Raw genomic sequence first — 3,806 nt, forward strand, 5'->3', positions numbered from 1 at the left:
GCGGCCGAGGCTGCCGGTCTGACGGAGCCCTTGACCAAGGGCTCGGTCGTCGCCTCCGATGCCTTTTTCCCGTTCGCGGATGGGCTTTTGTCGGCAATCGAAGCCGGCGCCACCGCCGTCATCCAGCCCGGCGGCTCGATGCGCGACGACGACGTCATCGCCGCCGCCGACGACCACGGCATTGCCATGGTCTTCACCGGAGTGAGGCATTTCCGGCATTGAACGCCTTACCCTCCCCCTCGTGGGAGAAGGGAAGAGCAGCTCACTCCGCCGGCCGATCCGCCGGATAGGGCGTGCCGATCAGGATCGCCATGCCGGCACCGAGGAACAGCACGATCGCCGCCATGCCGAGCCGCGCCGAGCCGCTGGCCAGGGTGATCGTGGCCACCATGAAGGGTGCGGCAAAACTCGTTGCCCGACCGGCCAGCGCATAGATGCCGAAATAGCGGCCCGATTCGGCAGCGGTGACGCTGCGCGCCATGTAGGAGCGCGACGATGCCTGCACCGGCCCGAAGGCAAGCCCGATCAGCAGGCCGTAGAAAATGTAGGCTTTTTCCGCCGCCGTGCCGAACAATCCGCCGCCGTCCAGTCCGGGCATCACCCAGGCGCCGAACAGCGTATAGCCCGGTCCGGTCGAGACGATGCCGATCGTGGCAATGCTCAGCATGACAAGCGAAATCATCACTATGGTCTTGGAACCCAGTGCTGAGTCGAGGCGTGCGGCAACCAGGCAGCCGACGATGGCAACGACGTTGAGGATGATGCCGAACAGGCCGATCTCGGTAATCGACCAATGGAACATTGCCGCCGCAAACGTTCCGCCCAGCGCCAGCAGCGCGTTGACGCCGTCCTGATAGATCATGCGAGCGACGAGAAAGCGAAAAATGCCGCTGCGCTTGCGCACTTCGGCCAGCGTCGACTTCAGTTCCGACAGTCCCTCGCGCACCGCCGGCCCGATTGGAATGCCTTTGATCGCATCAGGCGTGAAGAAGAACATCGGCAGGATGAACAGGAAATACCAGGCCGCCGACAACGGTCCGGTGGCGCGCGCGTCCTCGCCGAGCCTGGGGTCGAGGCCGAAGATCGGGTCGAGCCCGACGACGGTCTTGCCGGTTTCAGGCGAGCCGGCCATGACGGTAACGACGAAGATCAGCGCGATCATGCCGCCGAGATAGCCGAGCCCCCAGGCCATGTTCGAGATCCTGCCGATGTCGCTCTTCGGCACCAGGCGCGGCATCATCGAATCATTGAACACGGTCGAGAATTCCGCCGCGACCGACGCCAGCGAGAACAACGCCACGACCAAAAAAAGATTAGAGCCGGGCGCGGCGAACCACAGCAGGGTAAGGCAGGTTATCTTGACCGCGGCGAAGAAGGCTATCCACGGTTTGCGTGGTCCGGTCTGATCGGCGATCGACCCGAGGACCGGTGACAAAACGGCAATGACAAGGCCGGCGGCGGCAATGCCGTAGCCCCAGGCCGCTTGCCCGGTCTCCGGATTGCTGGCCATGCGCGAGACGAAATAAGGACCGAAGATGAAAGTGGTGACGACCGTGAAAAACGGCTGTGCCGCCCAGTCGAACAGCATCCATCCCCAGATGCCGCGTCCCGACGCACGCTGCACTGCCATCTCAGCCATGTCCCCTCCGCTGCAGCTTGCTCCATGCCGATCGAATCGGAATGACGCTCCGTCTTCTTGTTGAGCACGATCTTGTCCAAAAGCCGATCGTTACGTTCGCGATCATGCTCCGGGCGCCCCAAGCAGGGCGCCATTCGCTCTATAGCGCAGTTCTTCCCCGCAATCCCGCGCGATATGGAAGAACGTCTCACAGCCCCGTCAGATCGCTCATCAGGCCGGACGCCACCGACAGCCGCGACACGGTGATGTCGCCGCCCTCGGTCAGAGCCTGCAGCCGCTCGCGGATGCGTCCGACCCGTTCGCCGCCGGCCTCCAACCATGCTGTCACCGGATCCGCCGCCTCGGCATGACTGGTGAGTGCCGCCACGGCGATGCCGCGCCTGGCCGCGCCTATCGTGTCGGTGGCGCGGGAAAGCGCCAGCTGATCGTAGTAATCCGAGGGCATGATCGAGCGCGCCGCATCCTCGACGCGCGGGATGCGGAAGACATCGCTGACTGCAAAAAACGCCTTGGCGGCAGCGACGATGCTGGCATTTGCCGTCCGCGCCGTCAGCGCAATGTCGGGGATGAGCTCCGCCACATCGGTCAACGCCAGTTGCTCGGCAAGGCTCTCGGGCGCGCCGCCCTTCGACAGGCTGTGCCGCCGCTCCTCGATCCGCTCGCGAGAGAAGGCCGGCAGCAGCGAAACGAGCTTCGGCTCCAGCGCCTTGCGCGCATCCTGCAACTCGGCGATCCGCTGCCCGAGCGGTGCGGTGCCGGCATCGTTCTTCAGGTACCAGCCGCTGGTCACATAGATCAGCCGGCTGACCGCCTGATAGAGGTCGAGCTGGATCTGTCCGTCGATCTGGTTGTCGAGCGCGTCGATCTGCCGGTAGAGCGCCGGCAGCGCAAAGCCATCCCGCACCACGGCGAAGGTGCGCACGACATCGGCGGCACTGCGGCCAGTCGCTTCCTGCAGCCTGTTGACGAAGGACGGGCCGCCGCGATTGACCAGATCATTGGCGACGACACGGGCGATGATCTCGCGGCGCAGCCGATGGCCGTGGATTTCTCCCGCGTATTTCTTCGCCATGCGATCGGGGAAATAGCCCATCAGATCACGGTCGAAATGCGGATCGTCCGGCACGTCGCTGGCGACGATATCGGAAAACAGCACGATCTTGGCATAGGCGAGCAGCACGCCGAGTTCGGCCCGGGTCAGCGGCTCACCGTGCGTCTCGCGCTCGACAAGGGCCGCCGGCGACGGCAGCGCCTCGACGGCACGGTCGAGCAGCCCGCGCGCCTCCAGCGCCGCCATGAAGCGGCTCTGATGGGCGATGTCGGCGAGTCCGCGCTTACGGGCAAGGGACAGCGCCAGCGTCTGCTGGTAATTGTTGGACAGCACCAGGGCGCTGACCTCATCGGTCATCTCGGCCAGCAATTTGTTGCGCGCCGGCCGGGTCAACGATCCCTTGCGCATGGCGGAAGCCAGCGCGATCTTGATGTTGACCTCGACGTCGGAGCAATTCACGCCGCCCGAATTGTCGATCGCATCTGAGTTGCAGCGGCCGCCATTCAATCCGAATTCGATGCGCGCCCGCTGCGTGACGCCGAGATTGGCGCCCTCACCGATGACCTTGGCACGCAGGTCGAGCGCGGTGATGCGGATCGCGTCATTGGCACGGTCGCCGACGTCCTGGTTGGTCTCGCCCGATGCCCTGACATAGGTGCCGATGCCGCCGAACCACAAAAGGTCTGCCGGCGCCTTGAGAATGGCACTCATGATCTCGGCTGGCGTGGCCGTTGTCTTGCCGAGGCCGATCGCCGCAGCCGCGGGCGCCGGCAAGGTGATCGACTTCTGGCTGCGCGAGACGATGATGCCGCCCTCCGACAGCTTCGTCTTGTCGTAGTCCTGCCAGCTTGAACGGGCGAGAGCGAACATACGCCGGCGCTCGGCCATCGAAGCCGCCATGTCGGGATCGGGATCGATGAAGATGTCGCGATGATCAAAGGCGGCTATCAGCCGGGTCTGCTCCGACAGCAGCATGCCGTTGCCGAACACGTCGCCCGACATGTCGCCGACGCCGACGACAGTGAACGGCGTGGTTTGGATGTCGCGGTTCATCTCGCGGAAATGCCGCTTGACTGCTTCCCAGGCGCCCTTCGCGGTGATGCCCATCTTCTTGTG

2 protein-coding genes and 1 pseudogene are annotated in these 3,806 nt (G+C 64.6%); 1 reads left to right on the plus strand and 2 read right to left on the minus strand.

The window, feature by feature from the left end; genetic code table 11:
- Nucleotides 1-222: pseudogene (gene purH, locus E5W70_RS08655) on the plus strand (bifunctional phosphoribosylaminoimidazolecarboxamide formyltransferase/IMP cyclohydrolase); the annotation flags it as partial.
- A 40-nt stretch (nt 223-262) separates the two neighbouring features.
- On the opposite strand, the gene E5W70_RS08660 reads toward purH, so the two are convergent.
- Together E5W70_RS08660 and E5W70_RS08665 are read right to left on the minus strand one after the other, a co-directional pair.
- Nucleotides 263-1,639 carry an MFS transporter gene (locus E5W70_RS08660; RefSeq protein WP_292656515.1) on the minus strand — a complete coding sequence of 459 codons (1,377 nt, stop codon included), beginning with the start codon at nt 1,637-1,639 and terminating at the stop codon, nt 263-265.
- Between the two features lie 187 nt (nt 1,640-1,826).
- On the minus strand, nt 1,827-3,806 hold a 1,980-nt coding region (locus E5W70_RS08665; RefSeq protein ID WP_292656518.1), incomplete at its 5' end, for an NAD-glutamate dehydrogenase domain-containing protein.

Source organism: Mesorhizobium sp. (genome assembly GCF_005063415.1).
Classification (GTDB): domain Bacteria; phylum Pseudomonadota; class Alphaproteobacteria; order Rhizobiales; family Rhizobiaceae; genus Mesorhizobium.

What these genes read in the sequence shown, in the direction of transcription:
- E5W70_RS08660 (WP_292656515.1), bottom strand. Translation starts at nt 1,639, where the DNA reads ATGGCTGAGATGGCAGTGCAGCGTGCGTCGGGACGCGGCATCTGGGGA.